The organism is Clostridium arbusti SL206, assembly GCF_000246895.1.
Classification (GTDB): Bacteria; Bacillota; Clostridia; order Clostridiales; family Clostridiaceae; genus Clostridium_I; species Clostridium_I arbusti.
This window is the reverse complement of sequence record NZ_BAEV01000010.1, coordinates 1-22,822: the sequence shown is the minus strand read 5'-3', so window position 1 is coordinate 22,822 and position 22,822 is coordinate 1. Positions and strand designations below refer to the sequence as shown.

22 protein-coding genes are annotated in these 22,822 nt (G+C 30.3%); 19 read left to right on the top strand and 3 right to left on the bottom strand.

Annotated elements, in window-relative coordinates:
- The first annotated feature begins 7 nt into the window (after positions 1 to 7).
- From tatC (RH99_RS03335) to RH99_RS03305, 7 genes are all read left to right on the top strand, one after another.
- Complete coding sequence (gene tatC / locus RH99_RS03335) at positions 8 to 760, top strand: twin-arginine translocase subunit TatC (RefSeq protein WP_010233933.1); 753 nt, start codon at positions 8 to 10, stop codon at positions 758 to 760.
- 23 nt (positions 761 to 783) lie between these two features.
- Positions 784 to 1,548 carry a twin-arginine translocase subunit TatC gene (gene tatC / locus RH99_RS03330; RefSeq protein ID WP_010233930.1) on the top strand — a complete coding sequence of 255 codons (765 nt, stop codon included), beginning with the start codon at positions 784 to 786 and terminating at the stop codon, positions 1,546 to 1,548.
- Between the two features lies 1 nt (position 1,549).
- Entirely contained in the window at positions 1,550 to 1,774 is a 225-nt protein-coding gene (locus tag RH99_RS03325) for a HypC/HybG/HupF family hydrogenase formation chaperone (RefSeq protein WP_010233926.1), read from the top strand.
- A gap of 159 nt (positions 1,775 to 1,933) precedes the next feature.
- Positions 1,934 to 2,941: a hydrogenase expression/formation protein HypE gene (hypE, locus tag RH99_RS03320; protein WP_010233924.1), complete on the top strand. Its 1,008-nt coding sequence runs from the start codon at positions 1,934 to 1,936 to the stop codon at positions 2,939 to 2,941.
- On the top strand, positions 2,935 to 5,235 hold the full coding sequence (gene hypF / locus RH99_RS03315; RefSeq protein ID WP_010233921.1) for a carbamoyltransferase HypF: 2,301 nt from the start codon (positions 2,935 to 2,937) through the stop codon (positions 5,233 to 5,235). The genes hypE and hypF overlap by 7 nt, the downstream gene beginning before the upstream one ends.
- A 188-nt stretch (positions 5,236 to 5,423) precedes the next feature.
- Complete coding sequence (gene hypD, locus RH99_RS03310; protein ID WP_010233918.1) at positions 5,424 to 6,506, top strand: hydrogenase formation protein HypD; 1,083 nt, start codon at positions 5,424 to 5,426, stop codon at positions 6,504 to 6,506.
- A gap of 225 nt (positions 6,507 to 6,731) precedes the next feature.
- Positions 6,732 to 7,739 (top strand): HoxN/HupN/NixA family nickel/cobalt transporter, encoded by a 1,008-nt coding sequence (locus RH99_RS03305; RefSeq protein WP_010233915.1) that lies wholly within the window; start codon positions 6,732 to 6,734, stop codon positions 7,737 to 7,739.
- A 228-nt stretch (positions 7,740 to 7,967) separates the two neighbouring features.
- Here RH99_RS03305 and RH99_RS03300 read toward each other — a convergent pair whose 3' ends face one another.
- A complete protein-coding gene (locus tag RH99_RS03300) occupies positions 7,968 to 9,779 on the bottom strand; it encodes an urease accessory protein UreH domain-containing protein (RefSeq protein WP_010233912.1) in 1,812 nt (603 codons plus the stop codon).
- Positions 9,780 to 10,251: 472 nt separating this feature from the next.
- On the opposite strand from RH99_RS03300, the gene RH99_RS19155 reads away from it, so the two are divergent.
- Positions 10,252 to 10,422: a hypothetical protein gene (locus tag RH99_RS19155; RefSeq protein WP_010233909.1), complete on the top strand. Its 171-nt coding sequence runs from the start codon at positions 10,252 to 10,254 to the stop codon at positions 10,420 to 10,422.
- Positions 10,423 to 10,524: 102 nt separating this feature from the next.
- Positions 10,525 to 10,890, top strand: coding sequence for a winged helix-turn-helix transcriptional regulator (locus tag RH99_RS03295; protein ID WP_010233907.1), 366 nt, complete (start codon positions 10,525 to 10,527; stop codon positions 10,888 to 10,890).
- 69 nt (positions 10,891 to 10,959) lie between these two features.
- Here RH99_RS03295 and RH99_RS03290 read toward each other — a convergent pair whose 3' ends face one another.
- Complete coding sequence (locus tag RH99_RS03290) at positions 10,960 to 12,126, bottom strand: iron-containing alcohol dehydrogenase (RefSeq protein ID WP_010233905.1); 1,167 nt, start codon at positions 12,124 to 12,126, stop codon at positions 10,960 to 10,962.
- 374 nt (positions 12,127 to 12,500) lie between these two features.
- Here RH99_RS03290 and menH point away from each other — a divergent pair, with 374 nt between their 5' ends.
- The 10 genes from menH (at position 12,501) to RH99_RS03240 (ending at position 21,654) form a co-directional block, all read left to right on the top strand.
- Complete coding sequence (menH, locus tag RH99_RS03285) at positions 12,501 to 13,292, top strand: 2-succinyl-6-hydroxy-2,4-cyclohexadiene-1-carboxylate synthase (RefSeq protein ID WP_010233903.1); 792 nt, start codon at positions 12,501 to 12,503, stop codon at positions 13,290 to 13,292.
- A gap of 106 nt (positions 13,293 to 13,398) precedes the next feature.
- Positions 13,399 to 14,241, top strand: a complete 843-nt coding sequence (menB, locus tag RH99_RS03280) for a 1,4-dihydroxy-2-naphthoyl-CoA synthase (RefSeq protein ID WP_010233901.1) — start codon at positions 13,399 to 13,401, stop codon at positions 14,239 to 14,241.
- A 92-nt stretch (positions 14,242 to 14,333) separates the two neighbouring features.
- Entirely contained in the window at positions 14,334 to 15,668 is a 1,335-nt protein-coding gene (gene menE / locus RH99_RS03275; protein ID WP_026038383.1) for an o-succinylbenzoate--CoA ligase, read from the top strand.
- A 183-nt stretch (positions 15,669 to 15,851) separates the two neighbouring features.
- Positions 15,852 to 16,961: an o-succinylbenzoate synthase gene (menC, locus tag RH99_RS03270; protein ID WP_010233897.1), complete on the top strand. Its 1,110-nt coding sequence runs from the start codon at positions 15,852 to 15,854 to the stop codon at positions 16,959 to 16,961.
- A 3-nt stretch (positions 16,962 to 16,964) separates the two neighbouring features.
- Positions 16,965 to 17,342 (top strand): PaaI family thioesterase, encoded by a 378-nt coding sequence (locus tag RH99_RS03265; protein WP_010233895.1) that lies wholly within the window; start codon positions 16,965 to 16,967, stop codon positions 17,340 to 17,342.
- 68 nt (positions 17,343 to 17,410) lie between these two features.
- Positions 17,411 to 18,298, top strand: a complete 888-nt coding sequence (locus RH99_RS03260; RefSeq protein WP_010233893.1) for a prenyltransferase — start codon at positions 17,411 to 17,413, stop codon at positions 18,296 to 18,298.
- A gap of 255 nt (positions 18,299 to 18,553) precedes the next feature.
- Positions 18,554 to 19,789, top strand: coding sequence for a C40 family peptidase (locus RH99_RS03255; RefSeq protein WP_010233892.1), 1,236 nt, complete (start codon positions 18,554 to 18,556; stop codon positions 19,787 to 19,789).
- A 192-nt stretch (positions 19,790 to 19,981) separates the two neighbouring features.
- The gene (locus RH99_RS03250) at positions 19,982 to 20,161 is read left to right on the top strand and encodes a hypothetical protein (RefSeq protein WP_026038382.1); all 180 of its coding nucleotides are present in this window, start codon (positions 19,982 to 19,984) and stop codon (positions 20,159 to 20,161) included.
- A gap of 106 nt (positions 20,162 to 20,267) precedes the next feature.
- Positions 20,268 to 20,561, top strand: coding sequence for a hypothetical protein (locus RH99_RS03245; protein ID WP_010233889.1), 294 nt, complete (start codon positions 20,268 to 20,270; stop codon positions 20,559 to 20,561).
- A gap of 286 nt (positions 20,562 to 20,847) precedes the next feature.
- Positions 20,848 to 21,654: a class I SAM-dependent methyltransferase gene (locus tag RH99_RS03240; RefSeq protein WP_010233886.1), complete on the top strand. Its 807-nt coding sequence runs from the start codon at positions 20,848 to 20,850 to the stop codon at positions 21,652 to 21,654.
- 368 nt (positions 21,655 to 22,022) lie between these two features.
- Here RH99_RS03240 and RH99_RS03235 read toward each other — a convergent pair whose 3' ends face one another.
- Positions 22,023 to 22,622, bottom strand: coding sequence for a TetR/AcrR family transcriptional regulator (locus tag RH99_RS03235; protein WP_010233883.1), 600 nt, complete (start codon positions 22,620 to 22,622; stop codon positions 22,023 to 22,025).
- Positions 22,623 to 22,822 lie beyond the last annotated feature (200 nt).

The window sequence follows — 22,822 nt, the reverse complement described above, 5'->3', positions numbered from 1 at the left end:
GTATATCATGATAAAAAGTGAACAAATTGTTAGTGTTGCAAAGCTACTGGAGAAATTTAGAAAGATAATAATAACAATGCTTGTCATTGTTATTATTGCAGCCTCCCTTATGTATTTTGAAGTTGATTCTATAATAGGTATTTTAACAGAACCACTTCATGGGATTAAAATATATTTTATGACGCCAGCTGAAGGAATGATGGTGAAAATGAAGATTGCCTTTTTAGGAGGAATAGTGATTTCATTTCCATTTATAGCATATTTATTAATTTATCAAGCAGGTTCAAGATTAACCGGAAAAGTTAGAAGGATTCTTTATTTTTTTGTAACTCCAGTTGCATTACTGCTTTTTAGTGGTGGAATTTTATTTGGATATAAGCTATTACTTCCTTCCACAATTAGTTTTTTGATGAGTTCTGGAAATGATTTTATGAAAGCAAATTTGTCTGGTGATAATTATTTTTCCTTTGTAGAGACTATACTTCTGGCCGTAGGTCTAATTTTTGAGCTCCCATTGGTTTTAATAGCTTTATCCAGAATAAATATTGTTAATTCAAAAATGCTAAAGGGAAAACGAAAAATTGCTTTAATGATTTCACTTATAGCTGTAGCACTTATAGCACCTTCACTAGATGCTATGACTTTCATTTTAGTAACTTTACCAATAATAGGACTATATGAAATCAGTATTTGGTGTGTATACTTTTTAGAAAAGAGTGATAAAAAGAAGAAATCATCTAAACTTGAAAAAAGTGCTTAAATGTCAACATTAGAGGTGAATATATGACTAATGAAAATATAAAAGATATGTCTGTGGTAGATCATCTCAGTGAACTTAGAAAGAGATTGATAATTATTATAATAGCAATAGCTGCTGCTACTGGAATTATCTATGAGAAAGCTTATTATTTAATCAAATTTTTAATGCTGCCTATAGCCAAATTTAGATTGGAGCTTGTATATTTTTCTTTAACAGAAGGTTTTATGACAAGAATGGGACTATCACTGTTCGCTGGGAGTATAATTGTAAGTCCCATTATATTATACCAATTAGCTGCCTTTGTTAACCCAGGATTGTCTAAAAATGAGAAAAGGTTAGTATATAAAAATTTATTCTTTATGGCTATTCTACTGTTTACTGGTATGACTTTTGGATATATATTAGTACTGCCCTATGCTCTTAATTTTTTAATATCTTATGGAGAAAATTATATGAATCCGCTGCTTTCAGGTAGTACATATTTCAATTTCATAGGTATTTTTTGTTTCTTTACTGGAATTGTATTTTTGATTCCTTATATAATTGTACTTTTGGGTAAGTTGTCATTAATAAATTCAAAACGTCTTAGAAAGTGGAGAAAGTATATTATTATAGCTACGCTGACACTTGAAGGATTATTTATTTCAAATGCGGGCTTAATTACTTGTATACTTGTTGCAGCTCCTATATTGATATTGTATGAGACTAGCATATGGATTGTTTATTTTACAGAAAAAAGGTTAGAAAAGAAAAAAGTAAAAGTTAATATGTCAATTTGGAGGGATTAGTATGTGTTTAGCAGTTCCAGGCAAGGTTTTAAAAATAGATAACTATAAAGGTATTGTAGAAATAGGAAATATGAAAAGAGAAGTATTTATGCACCTTATTCCAGATATAAAAGTTGGTCAATATGTTTTAGTTCATGCAGGCTGTGCAATTGAAACAATTGATGAGGAGGAAGCAGCAAAAACTCTGGAAATAATAAAGGAGCTATCAGAGAATGAAATATGCTGATGAATTTCGGAGCGAAGATTATACTAAAGAACAAGGTAGGTGTGCATAGAGTATTATAATTGCAAATTTTGAATATATGATGTAATAACAACTAGTTATTAATATGAGAAAAGCAGTGTGTAAAATCAGAAATATTACTTAATAAGGCGGGGAGATAAAATGGAGGATAAGATATTATTAAGTCATGGAAGTGGCGGTAAACAAACTAATAATTTAATAAGTGATCTATTTATAAAGTATTTTGATAATGAAACCATAAGACAAATGAATGATTCTGCACAGCTTAATTTAGAACACAATAGAATTGCTTTCACTACAGATTCATTTGTAGTCACACCATCCTTTTTTAAAGGTGGAGATATTGGTAAGCTTGCAGTATGTGGCACAGTAAATGATTTAGCAGTGAGTGGTGCTAAACCGCGTTATTTAACCAGTGCATTTATTATAGAAGAGGGCTATCCAATTGAAAGTCTTGAGACAATTGTAAAATCTATGGCTGAAACGGCAAAGGAAGCAGGAGTTCAAATTGTAGCAGGAGATACAAAAGTAGTAGAAAAAGGTGGAGTAGATGGACTATTCATTAATACTACTGGAATAGGTACAATTTATGAAGGTGTTAATATTAAAGCAAATAACGCTGAAGTTGGAGATGTAGTTATTGTAAATGGAATGCTTGGAGATCACGGAATGACTATTATGTGTGAAAGAAGTGGAATAGATATATATGGTGAATTGAAAAGTGATTGTGCTCCCTTAAATACACTAGTAGATTCAATATTAAACATATGTAAGGATATTCATGTGCTTAGGGATGCTACTAGAGGTGGAGTTGCAGCAGTTCTAAATGAAATTGCGGAAACCAGCAGAGTATCTATTGAATTGGAAGAAGATGCTATTCCTGTAAGCGAAGAAGTAAAGGGTGCCTGTGAATTACTGGGATTAGATCCTTTATACATTGCTAACGAAGGAAAGCTATGCTGCTTTGTACCAGAAAAATATGCTGACAAAGTATTGGAGCAGATGAGAAATCACCAATTAGGATTTAATGCTAAAATTATTGGTAAAGTTGTAGAACAGGTATCACAAAATGTTTATTTGAAAACTATTATCGGTGGAAGAAGAATAGTAGATATGCCATCGGGGCAGCAGTTACCTAGAATATGCTAGAGGGTGTTAGTGTGAAAAGACTATTTTTAAAGGTGGAAGGAATTGTCCAGGGTGTAGGTTTTAGACCTTTTGTTTATAATGAGGCACTTTCCTTTAAACTAAAAGGATGGATTAATAATAACTCCCAGGGAGTACATATTGATATAGAGGGTGAAGAAGAAAAATTAAATAGTTTTATAGAAAAACTAAAATATAAGCATCCTCCCTTGGCTAGAATAGAAAACATAACTGTAGAGGAAAGAAAAACTGTAAATTACAATAGTTTTGAAATAAGGGAGAGTGAGATAAGTAATAAAAAAATTACTCTTATTGCTCCTGATGTGGCTATCTGTGAAGAATGTATTCAGGATATCACAAATCCATTAAATAAAAAATACATGTATCCATTTACTAGTTGCACAAACTGTGGTCCAAGATTTTCTATAATAAAATCTATTCCCTATGATAGGGACAAGACAACAATGAAAAAATTTAATATGTGTGAAGAATGTAATACAGAATATACTGATCGAACTAACAGAAGATTCCATGCTGAACCTAACGCCTGTAAAGCTTGTGGGCCGCATATTTGGATTGAGGATTCTAATGGTATAAAAATAGAAGTCGAGGATGTAATTGATTGGACAAGGCAAAAGCTTAAGGATGGGAAAATTTTTGCTATCAAGGGACTGGGTGGATTTAATCTAGTTTGTGATGCAACAAATGAGCATACAGTGAAATTACTGAGGATCAGAAAAAATAGACCTCATAAACCTTTTGCAGTTATGTTAGGAAATATAGAAACTGTGAAAAAGCATTGTGCTGTAACTGTGGAGGAAGAAAAGATATTGACAGGCTATGTAAAGCCTATAGTAATACTGGATCAAACTAATGGATATGATTTGCCAAAATGTATAGCACCACATCAGAAAACATTAGGAGTTATGCTTCCATATACACCTTTACATCATCTACTATTTGGAAATGACATAGAAGCTTTAATCATGACTAGTGCAAATGGTAATGCATTGCCTTTGGAATATAAAAATGAAAGCGCAGTTGAAAAATTAGGGCATATTGCAGACTATTTTTTACAACACAATAGAGATATTAATGCAGCTATAGATGATTCAGTGGTAAAGGTAATAGATAATGAGATCCATATGATAAGAAGGGCGAGAGGATATGTACCGGAACCCATAAAAAAAGATAATATAAGAGAAATTCTGGCCTGTGGATCAAATATGAAAAATACATTCTGCATAGCAAAGGAGAATTTTATATTTTTGAGCCAACATAATGGGAATTTGGAGAATGTAGAAACAATTGAACATTATAAAAATAACATTGAGCATTTTAAGAATATATTTAATTTTACTCCAAAGTATATAGCTTGTGACATGCATCCAAACTACATATCAAGTGAATATGCATATAGATCGTCGCTGCCTAGAATTGAAGTTCAGCATCATCATGCACATATAGTAAGCTGTTTAGCAGAAAACAATATAGATAGAAAAGTTATTGGAATTGCCTATGATGGAACAGGCTACGGTGTTGATGGAAGAATATGGGGAGGAGAGTTTCTGCTCTGCGATAATAAGGAATTTACTAGGCTGGGACATTTGAATTATGTAAAGATGCCTGGTGGTGAAATGGCAGTGAAGGAACCATGGAGAATGGCCGTTTCTCACATTTATAACACGTTCAAGTCTAGTAAGTATAATGAACTTAACACTAATAAACAGTTAAGAGAAATATTGATTAAGCTATATGGAAATAAGGCAATCAATATTATAGCTATGATTGAAGCAGATATTAACTGCCCTGAAACATCAAGTATGGGACGTTTTTTTGATGCTGCTGCAAGCTTAATTGGAATTAGGGATAGTGTTACATATGAAGGACAGGCGGCTATAGAACTTGAAGCTGTTGCTTCTCAAAAGAGTTCAGATTTCTATGACTATGATGTAGTCAAAGAGAATGGTTATATTGTGAAGACAGAAAAGATTATTATGGGTATTATAAAAGATAAACTGCTGGATGAACAAGATAATGTTATTTCAGATAAATTTCATAACACAATAGTCAATTTTTCAAAAGATATATGCAAACTAATTAGAAAAGATACAGATGTTAACGAAATAGCATTAAGTGGTGGGGTATTTCAGAACTATTATTTACTAGAAAATTTAAAAGATGAATTAAAAAATGAAGGGTTTATTGTTTATATAAATAAATTAATACCTGCAAATGATGGTGGAGTGGCTTTAGGACAAATTGTTATAGCAAATAAGGTTTTAAGTGATAAGTAATTAAGACTTGAAGTTGCAATATTTTATCCGATGACTAGTCGCTGGATAATTCATCTAAACTTGGTGGGAATACAAACTCCCACCAAGTAAGATTCATTGATCTTCTAGTTTATATAGGATTATACAATTCAAATAATTTAAGCTAAAGAAGCAACAAAATTTTAGAATAATAAAGGGGATATAAGTGAATGAAATATGTTGATGAATTTAGAAATGGAGATTATTCTAAAAGCCTGGTAAAATTAATACAAAATATTACTGATAAAAAAATAAATATAATGGAGGTATGTGGTACCCATACTATGGCTATATTTAGATATGGCATTAGAGATATACTTCCAAGCAACATAAATCTCATTTCTGGACCAGGATGTCCAGTTTGTGTTACTCCACAAAGTTATATTGATACTGCTTTAGAACTGACATTAAATAAGGATGTTATTATTGCAACTTTTGGAGATATGATAAGGGTACCTGGAAATAAAACTTCTTTAATGAAAAGAAAAGCAGAGGGCGCTGACATTAAAATTGTATACTCACCAATGGATGCATTGACATTAGCACAGAATAATCCATTAAGAGAAATAGTTTTCCTTTCAGTAGGATTCGAAACAACAACACCAATGACGGCTATAACGGCTATAGAGGCAAGAAAACAGGGGGTTAAAAATTTATTTTTCCTCACTGCGCATAAGATTGTACCACCAGCTATGAGAGCTCTTGTAGATGATAAGGAACTTAATATCAGTGGTTTTTTACTTCCAGGGCATGTTAGTGCTGTTATAGGTAAAGAGCCCTATGAATTTTTAAGCAGTGAATACAGTATACCTGGAGTTATAACTGGCTTTGAACCTTTAGATATACTTAAGGGCTTAAATTCACTTATAAACATGATAAATAATAGGGATTATAATATAATAAATGAATATAAAAGGATAGTACGAAATGATGGAAATTCTCAGGCTATAGAGTATTTACACAAAGTTTTTGAAGTTAGTGATAGCACTTGGAGGGGAATTGGTACTATTCCAAATAGCGGATATACATTTAATAGAGAATATGAAGAATTTGATGCCATAAAGCATTTTAATATAGAGTATAAGGAGTATGATGGCAGTCCGGGCTGCAGATGTGGTGACATACTTAAAGGAAAAATAACTCCGCTTCAATGTCCACTATTTAAGAAGGCGTGCACACCAGAAAATCCTGTAGGTTCTTGTATGGTATCTTCTGAAGGAACTTGTGCGGCTTATTATAGGTATAACAGTTAACTTATATTTTTTAAAGAGCAGATGAAAACTTGCATTGCAGTCAGTGGCACCACAGTAAATCATTTTGCTATAAGTGCTGCTAAATCATTGTATCTAACTAGCACATTTAGTATAGAAGAATGTATTCAATAGATAGCCTGCAGTTTATTGTAAAATATGTGGCTTATCAAGCTAAGAAATTGATGTGATTTATTACCACAAATTAATGATAGGGAGGAGTTTAAAATGAAGGTCCCATTAAAAAAATATCCTAAATGGCTTCCTTATGGTACTATAGTGGTACTATTGCATATTATAGGAGTAATACTTTTATTATCTAACGTCTATAAATACCCTCAGATAGTTGGATTGGCATTTTTAGCCTATACACTTGGATTAAGACATGCTTTTGATGCAGATCATATAGCTTCTATTGATAATACTGTTCGTAAATTAGTACAACAAAAAGAAGAACCTACAGGTGTTGGTTTTTTCTTTTCCATTGGACATTCCTCTGTAGTATTTGTAATGTCAATATTGACTGCATTTTCAATGAAATGGGCTCAATACAATATCCCTCATATGAAAGTGATAGGTAGTATGATTGGTACTACTGTATCAGGTACTTTCCTTATACTTATAGGGATATTAAACCTATATATCTGGTTTGATATTTACAAACTTTTTATTGGAGTACATAAGGGGGAAGTTAATGAAGAACATATGAATCAGCTTTTATTACAACGCGGATTTGTTTCACGTTTTTTCGGATCATTATATCGCTTCATTAATAAGAGTTGGCATGTATATCCACTTGGTTTTCTATTTGGTTTAGGATTCGATACTGCTTCTGAAGTAGCACTTCTAGCTATTTCAGCAAATGCAGCTATCCAAGCTGTTCCATTTTCCATGATAATATCTTTACCTATTATTTTTGCTGCAGGAATGAGCTTAATGGATACTGCCGATGGAGTATTTATGACTACTGCGTATAATTGGGCATTTTCAACACCTTTACGTAAAATTTATTATAATTTATCGGTTACTGGATTGTCTATTGTAGCAGCATTATGTATAGGGTTTATTGAATTAGCTCAAATATTAACACCTAAATTGGGCTTGGATAGTGGAATTTGGAAATGGATACAAAATCTTGAGTTCGGTGGAATTGGATATTTACTAGTAGGCTTATTTATTGTATCATGGGGAGTATCCTACATGATTTGGAAGATGCTGCGTTTTGAAAATGCATAATTTTAAGAGATGATAATATAGGACCTGCGCAGGAAGTACGACCAGCAGTAAAAGCCATCCCAATCAATATTGAAGAAAAAGTATCAGAGATAATTAAAGCTTATTTCGAAAAAAAGGTTATAAAGTACATTGTACAACTAAAGGATATGATGGAATTAGTTTATTCAATGCAATCAGGCTATTATGTGAATTTAATAGCTTGATTTTATTGAACAATAGGTGGTTAATTTAACCACCTATATAATCTTTTCTTATTTTTTCTAAATCTACATTTTTCAGATCATCTACCACAACTACGGCACCTATAACACTACCATCCTTTGAGATTGGATATATGTCATTTTCATTAAAAGAGGTATCAACTTTAATAATCCCTTTTTTACCTTCAAAAGAAGTAACTGGACTACCTGTAGTTGCAGATGAAATTGTAAAAGTTCCGCTTGGATTATCAAAACTATTTAAATCAAAGTTTAAGGTTGTATTAACATTTTTTGTTACAACTACGATTAATGGTTCGAACTCATAGCCTATGCCTTTAAGTGAAGCAGTTTGTATATTTCCAGAAACTACAGCCTTGTGGATAAATCGACTAGTTTCAATTTTACTTAAATCTGTTCCATAAATACTTGGTTTTTCAGGAGCAGCAGGTGATGAAGCTGGCTCATTCATGTTACAACCAGGCATTCCACTGGATGGGGCTGGTATTGAAGAATCAGGTTTTGAGGTATCTACAGTTGAAATATTATCAACTACTTTAATTAAACCTCTAATCATACCCATTCCACAGCTGAAGCTTATATCTTTGTCCTTTGGTGTAAATTCAATTATATTTTCACCAGATTGTAAATCTTTCTGAATATTTAAGGATGGTACAATGATTTGCCCATTGCAGGAATTCAATGCTTTACCGTCTATTATCCATTTAACAGGCATGTTTTTTTGAACATATAGACCATTTGGAGTATATCCTGCATTATCCGCCGTCATTTTAATTACTTGAACTCCATTTTCTATAATTGGCTTAGCAGCTGATGAAGATGCTGATGTTTTATTACTAGATAAACTAGTAGTAAGTGTAGATGGAGTCGGTACGTTTACACCAGCTAAAGCCAGCCCCCTAGTTCCCATTACAATACCTAAAACTACAACTAGGATTCCGCTGAATTTTAATAGAGTTTTTGTATATCCTTTGCTTAATACACCTGATAATGCACCAAAGGTTAACATTAGAGGTATTGTACCAAGAGAAAATATAAACATGGATAATGCACCATTAAAAGCACTTCCAGTTCCTAGGGCATACAGCTGCATTGTCTGAAGTGGTCCACAGGGCATAAGTCCATTGAGAACACCAACTAAAAAAGGTGTTTTGGGTTTTTTCTTAACTGAACAAGCAGACCATGGAAGCTTTAAATTGATCTTTCTAAAAATACTATAACCACTCATATTAAATCCCATTATTATCATAAATATACCAGCAAATATTTGAAGTCCAGCTTTCATGGATATAGATAGAGAAAGTACTGAACCCAGAGCACCAACTAATCCGCCAATTATTGTATAGGATAGAACTCTTCCGGCATTGTATAGAATAGCAGGCTTAATAGAATCAAATTTACTTTTGCTATCCCTATTCATACTTTGTGATAGCATTATTCCTCCACACATACCAACACAATGTATTGATGTAAGTATTCCAACAATGAATAGAACAAAATATGTAGCACCATTAAGTTTAGACGTTATATCAAATCCACCTGATGAATTCCCAATTAATATAATTGCAGCTACGATTACAAATATACCTGCAATTTTGTAGTTATTTGAACTTTTCATACTGTAGCCAGCTGTCTTTATAGCAGCTTTAATCTTATCAGAATTGCAGAGTTTTGTATCATATTCTATAGTTAGAGATTCATCGCTGAAGCTTGCCATAGCATTTTTTACGCCATCTAATTTTTTAACTACTCTTTCTACTCTTAATTCACAGGATGTACATGTCATGTCAAAGACTTTTATTTTTTCTTTTTTAATACTCAAATTTAAACCTCCTGAAAGTTTTTAATATAGTTATTTTGTGTGAGAATAATGTTATATTCAATTAATTTTTATGTTAAAAGTTTTATGAATAGAATATTAAGATTAATTTTCTAATTTTATAAATTTCAATTTAAACTATACAAAAAAGATGTGTAGATTTTATAAAGATGTTAGTATTTATAATAAAAGATATAATTGATACAAACTATTTACATTTATTTATTTTTTTGTTATAATTTATATATTGTTAAAAGGGAGTAACTACCAGTAAGGGAGATAAAGTCAACATACTGGTTTTTTAACCTGGCTTTGTCATGGCATTTGCCACAGTGAGGCTTTCAACACAAGGACACTATTAGTGTTCCATTGTGTTGAAAGTCTTTTCTTATAATGAAATTTTCTATTAAACTAGAGGAGGTGCATAAATATTTTATCTGAAAAAAGATAATTAATATTGAATGGAGGAGAATAAATGGAGTTTTTTCAAAAGTCAATCAATGAGATTCTAAATGAATTTCGTGTGGACAGTTCTAGTGGTGTTATTATTACAGACCCTAAAACTAGTTTGTCAGAGCGTAAAAATATGGTTTTTGCAGGTACTTTTATAACTTATGGTCAAGATATCATTATTTGCTTTCGTTAGCGCCTTTGTATATAATTATACTATACTTTTATACACTTGATAGAGATGGATAGATTACAATAAACTAGACAACTAAATTATCTTATACAAGGAAGTGACATTATGCCAAAAGATAGATTAAATAAAGTTAGTTGTAGTTCCTATAGATGTGAAGTTGAAGTTACTTTAGAAATTTTAAGTGGTAAATGGAAAGCTCTTATTATTTGGAATCTTAGCATACATAAAGTTATAAGATATAATGAATTCAAAAGGTTAATTCCAGGAATAACTCAAAAAATGTTAAGTCAACAATTAAAAGATTTAGAACAAAATGGACTAGTTAATAGAACTGTTTATCATGAAGTACCCCCTATGGTTGAATATTCACTTACTAAAATGGCAGAAGATTTAATTCCTATTTTGGAAGCGATGGATAAATGGGGAAAGTATTTTGTAGATAATTATAAACACTCAAATTTCACCTCTTAAAATCTATTTGATTCTATAAATAATTAAAGTTATAGTTAGTTATTAACCAGCTATAACTTTTGTATAAATTTAGAAATTAACTTCTGTTCCATAATAAGTAGCTTCAAATAATTTCTTCATCTCTTCTAAAGATATTTCTCTTGGATTTGTACCTGTACAAGGATCAGCTACCGCATTTTTAGAAATCTCATCTAATTTAGATTTAAATTCTTCTTCTGACAAACCAAATTCTTTTAAAGTCGCAGGCATATTCATAGCAACTCTAAAATCTTTAACTAATTGAATTAATGATTGAACTAATTCATCTACTGTTTTTCCCTTTAACCCTAATCTCTTAGCTATATCAGCATAAGTAGCTCCAGCTTTTTTTGCATTAAACTGTATAACATACGATAAGTATATTGCATTTGCACAACCATGAGGAATATTGAATATTTTTCCTGTCTTGTGAGACATTGAATGAACTATTCCAAGTATTGCATTAGAGAATGACATACCAGCTAAGCATTGGGATATATGCATAGCTTTTCTAGCTTTCTCTTCTTCTTTAAAGGATTTAATTAAATTATCAACAGTCATTTCTATTGATTTCATAGCCAATGCATCAGTTATTGGATTTCTAACTGTTGAAACATAAGCTTCAAAAGCATGAGTTAAAGCATCCATTCCTGTATTAGCAACTAATGTTTTTGTCATACTTTGAACTAAATTAGTATCAACTATAGCAACATCTGGAGTTATATTATAGTCAGCTATTGGATATTTAACTCCTGTTTCATTATCAGTTATTACTGAGAATGAAGTAACTTCTGTACTTGTACCACTTGTAGTTGGTATAGCTATAAATTTAGCTTTTTGTCTTAACTCCGGTAAGTTAAATGGCTTAGCAGCCTCTTCAAATGTGAACTCTGGATATTCATAAAATATCCACATTGCTTTAGCAGCATCGATTGGTGAACCGCCGCCAATACCTATTATTAAATCTGGATTGAAATTTTCCATAGCTTCAACACCTCTTTTAACCGTTGAAACTGAAGGGTCATTTTCAACTCCTGAAAAGACTGTTGTCTCAATATTAGCTTCTTTTAATAATTCTTGTATTTTGGGAACTGTTCCATCCTTTATTAATCTTTCAGAACCAATAACAAGCATTGCCTTAGTTCCCTTTATTGATTTTAGATGATCTATAGCATTATCTCCAAAATAAACATCTCTTGGTATAGTAAATCTTTGCATTTACATTTCCCCCTTAAATTAATTTTTCTTTGTGACATTGATACGAGTATTAGTATAAACCTATTAATTTCAAAAAAAAAGAAGCCACTTTTCGGTAGGATAGTTTCAAAAAGGTAGGAAATATGATGATTTTAATAAAATAATTATCAAATATTTATTGAATATAAACTTTAAATGGTTAACTGCTTCTCATTATGGCTAAAAAATTAAAATATAAAACACAAAATGAAATTTATTATAGAGAAAGATATATATTTATATTGCAGATTATAAATAAAAGCTACTTTCTTCATAAAATCTTTATAAGTATTTTGTAAAATAAGTTTTGAGAAAATAAAAAGAGTGATAAATATACAACCTTGTAGGGTGATAGTATGATTATTGAAATTGAAAATATTAAATATTATTTTCAAATAAAAGGTGTAGGAAAACCAATTATTTGTTTACATGGTTTTTCTGAAAATTTAAGTACATGGAATTTACTTAAATTAGAGGGATATCAATTGATATTGATAGATTTTATTGGACATGGAAAAAGTGATAAACCATACTCGCGTAAATATTATAGTTTGAAAGTAATGATTAAACACCTAAACAAGATTATTTATGAATTAAACTTAAAAAAATATTCAATGTTAGGTTATTCTATGGGTGGAAGAATTGCCTTAGCTTATGCAATAGCTTATTCAAATGAAATTGACAAACTGATTTTGGAAAGTACATCTTATGGTGAAGCTGGGTTCATAAACCGCTTAAAACGGCGGAGAAAGGATTTGAACTTGGCGAAAAGTATACTGAAAGATGGAATAGAATGGTTTGATGATTATTGGTCAAATTTGAGTATATTTGAATCACAAAGGAAATTATCAAAGTCTATTACAGATGAAATAAGAAAAAGACGTTTATCTAACAGAACTTATGCACTTTCAAATACATTGATGTGCAGTGGGCAAGGAAAATTTCCATGTATGAAAAGTAATATACGTAAATTATCTATGCCTCTATTATACATCAGTGGAGAATATGATAAAAAATATAGGCATGTAGGTGAAAATTTTAAAAAATTCAATGCCAATATCAAACATGAAACAATAAAAGGTGTTGGACATAACACTCATATTGAAGATCCTAATGCCTTTATTGAAGTTTTAAGTAAATTCTTATAAGGAATTTTTCACAGTAAAAATCATATATTCAGTTTTTAATGCAGTAATAATAATTAATAGTCTATAAAAAATTATAAAATATTGAAATTTAGAAAGGGGTCACAAAATGAATAAATTTCCTTGGAGAGAATTAAAACGTAATTATGAAGATGTTATTTATGAAACCTATAATGGAATTGCAAAGATTACAATCAATCGTCCTGAGCTGCGTAATGCATTTCGTCCCAAAACAATTATGGAATTAATTGATGCTTTTACACTAGCTCGTGAAGATAAGAACGTAGGTGTAATTATTTTAACAGGTGCAAATCATGGACAAGGTCAGGATAAAGAAGCATTTTGTTCTGGAGGAGATCAAAAGGTACGTGGTCATGGTGGCTATGTAGGGGATGATAATATACCACGTCTAAATGTTCTAGATTTACAGCATTTGATTAGAATTCTTCCAAAGCCAGTTATTGCAATGGTAAATGGCTATGCAATTGGAGGTGGACATGTACTGCATATAGTATGTGATTTAACAATTGCCTCTGAAAATGCTAAGTTTGGACAAACAGGACCTAAGGTAGGTTCCTTTGATGGTGGATATGGGGCTGGGTATTTGGCACGTATTGTCGGTCATAAAAAAGCACGTGAAATTTGGTATTTATGTCGTCAATACACTGCTAATGAAGCACTTGATATGGGACTCGTGAATAAAGTGGTGACTTTTGATAAATTGGAACAAGAAACAATACAATGGGCAAAAGAAATCTTACAACATTCACCTACTGCTTTACGGTTCTTAAAAGCATCCTTTAATGCAGATACGGATGGATTGGCTGGTTTACAGCAATTAGCTGGAGATGCTACATTATTATTTTACACCACAGAGGAAGCAAAAGAAGGACGGGATGCCTTTAAAGAAAAGCGAAATCCTGATTTTGAGCAATTTCCTAAATTTCCGTAAAGTTCCTGTTACCGAGGTTAGTTATAGATAAAACATATAACTATGTGATAAGAGTAAAAAATAGTGGAAATGAATTTGATAAAGGTGATAGTATGAATTGGCTTAAAAAGTATAGTATTGAAAGACCTTATAAAAAGTTTATTAATGATCTAACATTTAGACAAGTATATGAAAGTGTAGTAGATTTGGCTAAAAAACTATTTTCATATGTAAAAAATGAGAAAAGAGTTGCCATTTATTCAAATAACTCAGTTGATATGGCACTTTTCTTTTTAGCATTTCAATTTTTACAAAAAGAAGTATTGATGCTTAATACATGTTTGACAGATGAAGAAATAGCAAAACAATTAAAAGCATTAAATATTAAAGTTATTTTTTCTTGTGACAATAAATTTATATCTTTTGATAAAGTGTATAAAGGTGAGAGGGAAGATATAAAATCAATTGAAAATTTTGAGGAAGAAAGTATTGCAGTTATTATGAATACCAGTGCTACCACAGGGGAATTTAAATCAGTACCCATAGGATGGAAACAGTTTTATTCCCATGTAAAAGCATCTCAAAAAAGTCTTGGAGTAACAGATGAGGATAATTGGCTTGTGGTGTTACCAATGTATCATATTAGTGGACTATCCATTTTAATACGAAGCTTATACAATGGAACTTCTGTTACCATATTAGAAAAGTTTCACCAAGAAGAAGTTATAAAATTAATTGAGAGCAATACAATAAACATGTTGTCTATTGTACCAACGATGTTAAATAGAATTGTGGATAGAATTGAGAAACATAATTTACGTGTAGTATTGGTAGGTGGTGAATTTATTCCTAAACCATTGATTGAAAAAAGTATAGTAAAAAATATTCCAATTTATAAAACCTACGGAATGACAGAAACAACAAGTCAGGTTACAACATTTTCTGTATTAGATTATCCAGAAAAAATTGATTCTGTGGGAGTGCCACTTGAGAAAGTTGTTATTCACATTGAAAATACCGATAAAAAAGGTATAGGTGAAATTGTAATTAAAAGTTCAATGTTAATGGCCGGATACGTTGGAAAGAAAAAAGTTTTTAATTATTTTAATTCGGAAGATGTGGGTTATATGGATGAGGATGGATTTTTATATATACTTGATCGCCGCAAAAATATAATCATTTCCGGTGGAGAGAATATATATCCAAAAGAGATTGAAAATATTTTATATGCACATCCCAAAATATATGAATGCGCAGTGGTGGGAGAAAAGGATGAAAGATGGGGACAAGTTCCTGTGTTATATGTGGTTTCTTCAATGGATAGACAAAAAATATTAGAATATCTTTCAAATAAATTAGCAAAATATAAATTACCTAAAAAAATTATTTATCTAGAGAAACTACCTAGAAATGCTTCGGGAAAAATATTGAAAAAGAATTTAACCTGACTAACTTGGCGTAAGTCTCCCACGCATTCTGTACAGCCCCCACACAAAATCAAAACTTTGCTTGCACGCTGTGAAAGTGGGAGTTCAACGCCAAGTAAGCCATGAATTTGCAGCTCTAAAATTCAGATGGGGTAAAAGAATCCCCACCTGAATTAAGAACTTGCTTCAAAAGAGGTTAATTAAATGCGGATTAATAAAATAGAACTTTTTCATGTGAAAATTCCTTTAAATTTTATGTTTAAAACATCAAAAACTGCTATAGATCACCGTGAGACAATTATAATTAAAATTACTGATGAACTTCAGAATAAAGGTTATGGTGAAGTAGTTGCATTTACTGAACCATTTTATACTAATGAAACATTAATAGATTCTAAGTATGTATTAATATATAATTATATTCCAAATCTAATACACAAAGATATTAAACATCCATTTGATATTCATAAATGGATCAAGCCATCTTATCCAATGACGCTTGCAGCACTGGAAAATGCTTTGGTGGATTTATATGCTAAAAGGGAAAAGCAATCCATTATGGATGTTGTATTTAATGAAGAAATTAATGATGATATATATGGAGGAATTGTATTAGGGGATCAAGATGTTCAGGAATTAATTAAACAAATTGATCATTATAAGAAGGAAGGATATATTCGATTTAAAATAAAGATTAAACCAGAAGATGGAGTTTTAAAATTAAAGGCTATTAGAGAAAAATATACTAATATTCAATTGTTAGCAGATGCTAACAAAAGTTATAAGATTGAACAAATTGATGAATTGAAGAAATTGGATAAACTAAACTTACTTTGTATTGAAGAACCACTGGATTCAGTGGATTTTTTAGAATATCAAAGCCTTCAAAAAGAGTTGCAAACTTCTATATGTTTGGATGAAAGTATTCAAACAATTAATGATTTAGTAACAGCCATTAAACTTAAAGCTTTTAAAGTATTAAACATAAAAGTAGGACGTGTAGGTGGACTATACTATGTAAAGAAAATGATTGAATTATGCAGAGAAAGCAATATAGAGTATTGGGTAGGAAGTATGGTGGAAAGTGGCATCTCTAAAATATTGCATGTACATTTAGCCAGTTTAAAAGATACTTATATTCCTGGAGATTTGTCATCATCAAACCGGTACTTTAAAAGAGATATAATTAAACCGGAAATAATAGCTAAAAATGGTATTATTAAAATACCAAAAGGCTATGGTTTAGGCGTAGATATTGATGAAACTTTATTAAAAAATTATACAATTGACTACGAAAAAATAGGCGGTGAATAGTATATGAACTTAATAAAAGGTTTAAATATTGAATATGTCCATGTATATGAAAGTGAACTTGAGGCTAAAATGAATTTAACCCAATTCCATGATCAAACTTTTGGATATTTGCATGGTGGTGCAACCATTGCATTTGGAGAAACTATTGCAGGCTATGCTTCAAATAAAAAGATAGATGAAGATGAAATGGCAGTAGGTCAAAATATCACTGCAAATCATATGAGACCAAAAATAATAGAAGGTTATATTATTGCAAAAGGAAAGCTTATGCATAAGGGAAAGACATCTCATGTTTGGAGCATAGAAATGCTTGATGAAAATAAGGTGTTAATTTCATATTTAACTGTTACAAATGTTATTATTAAATTAAATAAAGATTAGTTGTTATGTTTTACTAGAAAGCTATTTTTATATTAAGAATAGACCCTTCAGTGAGGAGTGGTAAGAATATGAGTTTTAAGTCAATAATAAAACTTATGGATATAAAAACTCTTGTTGCAGGAACTATTCCTGTAATTTTAGGTTCAATTTATTCATTTTATGCTTTTAAAAAATTTAATATTATATATTTTATATTACTAATATTTGCTATGATGTTGATTCAAAGTTCCACTAATATGATTAATGATTATTTTGATTTTAAACGAGGAGCAGATAATGAGAAGAGTGGCGATGAAAAAGCTTTAATAAGTGGCGAGATTACTCCGAAGCAAGTAGTGTTTATTATATTTATATATGAATTGATTGCTTTTATAATTGGCATTTTTATAGCTAGCCAAACAAGCTATTATATTTTACTGGTTGCTGTTGTGGGAGGTATTGTTTCAATCTTATATGCTTTTGGGTCTTTACCTATTTCATATACACCCATAGGTGAAGTCGTTTCAGGAGTAACTATGGGTATTGGTATAACTACAACGGTGATTTATATTCATTCAGGTGTATTTAATTTGAATACAGTGCTAGTAGCAGTGCCTACTGTAATATTTATTGGTACCATATTATTATCTAACAATTTAAGTGATTTAGAAGAGGATAAAGTAGTTGGAAGGAAAACTTTACCTATAATTATTGGGATTAAAAATGCTGAGAAGCTTTGGATATTTAATGTAATAGGACTACTTGTATTAACTGTTGTTTTAGTGGTAATACATATTTATCCTATTGTTGTATTGGCACCTGTTATTTTATTTTTCCCATATAAATCAATTTCTAATTTTTTATCCTATGATAAAAATGTTCATACAAAAGGAAGAACAATGGGTCTCATTGGTCAGGTCGGACTAAAATATCATTTGGCTGTGATTGTGGGTTTACTAATATCAATTATGGTATAAAAGCTAGGTATGTTACTTTGATTTTTTTGTTTGAAATAAGTAATTATATAAGTAAAATAATATCATTACTCATTTAATATCTTACAAAGCTCTATATTATAAAAGTATCGGGTTTTGTAATTTTTTGTCTTTATTAATTCAAATCTTCATATGTTCTACATATTAATGTGATAAAATAACCTAGAAATTAATATAGGGAGGTTATAAGCAAAATTTTATTTAGTATTAAATACATGAATTTAGGGGGATAACAATTTGAACAAAAGAATATTATCTGCTGTTATGGCTTTGGGAATAGTACTTACAATGAATGTTAGAACTTTAGCTGCTCCAGCGTTAGATGAACAATTAAATACATCACAGGATCAATATAATCAAAGTAAAAATACGTTAAATGAAGCACAAAAAAGGATTAGTAATATAGAAGCGAATATAGAAATGTTGGATGACCAAATTCAGCAGAGCATGATTGAAATTGATAATTTTAAGAGTAAAATAAGTAAATCAGAGGCAGATATAAACAATGCACAAAAAAGTATCGAGAGATCTGAACAAGATATAAAGGCTGAAAAAGAACTCTATAATAAGAGAATGAGAGCCATGTATATTAATGGAAGTAGTGGATATGTAAGCGTTCTATTAGATTCTAAAGGAATGGGTGACTTTGTTTCAAAAGTAGAAACAATAAGGAATGTGGTTGAATATAATGACAAAATAATATCAAATTTAAGTGAAAGAAGACAAGCTGTACAGCAGAAAAAGGATAAATTTGCAAGTGATAAACAAAAATTAATTGCTTTAAGAAATGATAGTGAGAAAAAACTAAATGATTTAAATAATAAAAAAGCACAGCAGCAGCCACTTATTGCAGAGGCTAAAGCACAGCAGAACTCAGCAGTTGAATTAAGTGAGTCTACAAAGGCTAAAATTGATGAAATAAAGCAGAGAATTTCAGCTGTTAAAGTAGCTGAGCAAGCAGCGCAACAGGCAGCTGCAAATGCAAGTCAAAATAATAGTTCGAATAATCAGAATAGTGAAGCAAATAAATCTAAGAATATTACGGCAAATAACAATTCAAATAGAAATGTTAGTATAAATAGAGGAGGCTCAGTACCAGCAAGTACTAGTGGATCTGTTTCAAATGATTCAGTTATAGCATATGCATCAAGCTTTTTAGGCACACCATACGTATGGGGAGGTACGTCTCCAAGTCCTGGTTTTGATTGTTCTGGATTTACCCAATATGTATATAAAAAATTTGGTGTATCAGTTGGAAGAACTACCTATGATCAAATAAAAGATGGAGTAGGAGTGTCAAGAGATCAGCTTAAGCCAGGAGATTTAGTTTTCTTTGGAACTTATGATAATCCACATCACATGGGTATGTATGTAGGGAATGGTATGTATATACATGCACCACATACAGGAGATGTTGTTAAAATATCACCTTTAGGCAGAAGTGATTATTTAACAGCTAGGAGAGTGAGATAAAATTAGTAAAAAGCTGTGATTTTAAATTCTTCATCTTATCTACACAATTTATATATATAATACATATAGACAATAAATTAAGGAACATGAAAATGAGTAAAGGTCAAAGGTGTAGATTAGTATAATGACTGGCCATTTCTTTTAATATGCATAAATGTATTTGTGTTTTTAATATAAAGAGAGGTGATTGATTTGAAATTTCTAGCTGAGAACTGGTGGTATTTCTTAATTGTTTTTGCAATGGTATTTATGATGTTTAGAAAAGGAGGATGCTGTGGAAGTCATTCCCATCAGGAAGCAAGTGAGGTTAACTCTGAAAAAAATATGAATAGTTGTTGCAAGGATGAACCCTTAGAAAACAAAAGAAAATAAAAATTATTATAAAACTAAGATTACAGATAGACAGAATTTTAAGATTAAGTTGGGGTAAAAATTTAAATTAATCGATGATTTTTATTAAAATTTCAGGAGGTAGACTATGAATTGTCATGATAGTAAAAATGATAATCAAAGTAATCAAGAAAAACCACATAGACCTTTAAAACATGTGCTTCATATGATTCTTTGCTGTGCTATTCCAATTATTTTAGTTGCAGCCCTTCCATTTCTAAAATTAAATGGAGGACTTAATGCAGTTATATTGACTATTTCACCCTTTATTTGTCCTATAATGATGGGATTTATGATTTTTATGATGGTGAAGGGTACAAAAAAGGGAAAAGCAAACAATAAACATCTACAGAAAAGTTCGGATATAGTTAAAAAAGATTAAAAGTTATTTTTTTAATTCATATATATATGATAAAAATCCTGCTAAAAACTTCTAATGATAGATATAAGTAATCATTAGGAACATAATAGCAGGATTTTTACATGACTAATATAATTAGTATATAAACTTAGAGGTAGTATAAATTCTCAATAAATAAGATTTATTGAGAATGTTAATAATATAAGCATTGAAAAAATATGTATTTTATGAAATTATGGTAGATAAGTAATAAAAATCAATAGGTGTGACGTATGTTATATGAAATATATAAAGGAGATGTTATGTTATGAAAGAAAATGTTCAGCTCAATGCAGATAGGTTTTTAGGATTCGCAGATGTGTATAACAATGCGAGACCTACATGCCCAGAAAAAGTTAAAGAAATAATATTAAATTATTTAGGTTATAAACCAAGACTTGTAGTTGATATAGGTTGTGGAACTGGTTTGTCTACAAGAGCCTGGAGTGATACCAGTGACAAGATTATAGGAATAGAACCAGGTAAGGATATGATGAAAATTGCAAAAGAAGAGTCGAGCAAATTAAAAAATATAAGCTTTATTTCTAGATTCTCAGATAATACGGGATTAGAGGATGGGTGTGCGGATGTTGTAACCTGCTCACAATCTTTTCACTGGATGAATCCGAAAACTACTATACCGGAAGTGGAAAGAATACTTAAAAAAGGTGGAGTTTTTGCAGTCTATGATTGCGATTGGCCTCCAGTATGTAATTGGGAAGCTGAACTTGAATATAAGAAGCTCTTTGAAAAGGTAAATAATATTGAGTCTTCTAATACAAAGATTAAGGATAGTTTTATAAAATGGAGTAAAGATAATCATCTTTCTAATATAAAAAATAGTAATAAATTTAGATATGTAAGAGAAATAGTATTTTCAAATAGTGAAAATTGTAGTGCAGCGAGGTTTATTAATCTTGCTTTAAGTCAAGGGGGTCTTCAGTCTATTATAAAAAATGAGATATCTGAAATTAATCCATATCTAATAGATTTTAAAAATAATATTAAGAATATCTTTCGTGATAGTGAATTTGAGGTGTACTTTTGTTACAGAATGAGGATAGCAGTGAAATAGTAATTAAATAAACTAAAAGGTTTTTTGTAGAAGGTGGATATTTACATATAGAGGGGAATTTCCATGCGTATATAAAGGCATTGCTTTATGTAATAGAAGATAATAAAATTACTCTAACTATGTTATAATATATATAAATATAAAGCTTATTGTATTGTATGAGGAGTGATTATTATGAAAAAAGGAAGAACTATTTGTTTTATATTAAGTATTGTTGCAATTCTATCTTTAATCATTGCTATTTGTAAATACTTAAATAGATCATCTTATATTGAGTTGAAAGATAATTGATAATGATGATAAAAATATATGAAAAAGACTATGGCTAATTATAGTAAATAAGATAGCTATAGTCTTATATAAAGGTATCATTCTAATATTTTATGGACAGCTTTAGTACATTCACCAATTAAAATATTCTTATCTAAATTTGACTTGTCATTATATATGATTTCATGGCACATTTCCTCGATTAAAGAATGTACCAAGAATAGTTTTTCTTTTGAGTGAGAGTAGTTTAAATTATATTCTTTAAGTTTCTCAAGATATTTATTTATTAGAAGTTGTTCTTGTTTAGCATAATAATCTTTAATTTCACTGTCCATAGAAGCTAGCATTGTAATCTCTTTATGAAGTCTTGGTGAAAGTTTATGCTTTTCAATTATTGAATTTATGATGGTTTTTACAAATAATTTTAAATCTTTCTTTTCTTTAATTTTATTTAAGTTTTTAATTGTATTATTGTATACTAACCTAGCATACATATCAGAAACTTCTAAAAATATATCTTTTTTATCTTTAAAATAAGCATATACACTTCCAGTGGCTAGACCAGCTTCTTTTGCAATTTCTGCGGTATTAGTATTAAAATAACCTCTATCATTAAATATCTTATTAGCAGTATCGATAATTTTTTTTCTCTTTTCAATAGATCTTTTCTGTATAGGTATTCTTACTTCTCTATTCATAATATCACCTAACTAAATTTTAAGGTCAAATGATTATTTTGTCAAGAATATGGAATTAAATATAAAATTTATAAACTATTTACATTAAATATTAATTTCCAATATTCTTTCGAGAAATGGGAACTGATTTTACCAAGAAAATTATTTATTTCAGAAGAAAATTTAATACATTCTCATTTGTATCCAAATAATATACGTGT